Annotated in this window: 1 protein-coding gene; it reads left to right on the top strand. The window is 57.3% G+C overall.

Going from position 1 to position 241, the window contains the following annotated elements; all coding sequences use genetic code 11:
- On the top strand, nt 1-235 hold a 235-nt coding region (locus AACR77_RS13325; protein WP_231563234.1), incomplete at its 5' end, for a hypothetical protein.
- Nucleotides 236-241 lie beyond the last annotated feature (6 nt).

Below are 241 nucleotides of genomic sequence, written 5' to 3'. Positions count from 1 at the left end.
AACGGAGCCTCGGGCTCCGTTTTTATTGGTGACTAAACGTGTATTACCGCAGGCAGGTTTATTACCACAGGTGGACAATGGTGCCGCTCTGCCAGTGCACAACGTCGTTGCCGTCGTGAGCTGGCGGTACCAACCCTTGTTGGCAAGGGAGCGGGAAGCGCGCGAGGGCGCTGCGCCCGGGATGGATACTGCATTGAAAAACGGAGCCTCGGGCTCCGTTTTTATTGGTGACTAAACGTGC

This window comes from Aeromonas sp. ZOR0002, assembly GCF_963866995.1.
Lineage (GTDB): Bacteria > Pseudomonadota > Gammaproteobacteria > Enterobacterales > Aeromonadaceae > Aeromonas > Aeromonas caviae.
Note: the sequence above shows the minus strand (reverse complement) of the source record. Positions and strands in the feature narration are given on the sequence as shown.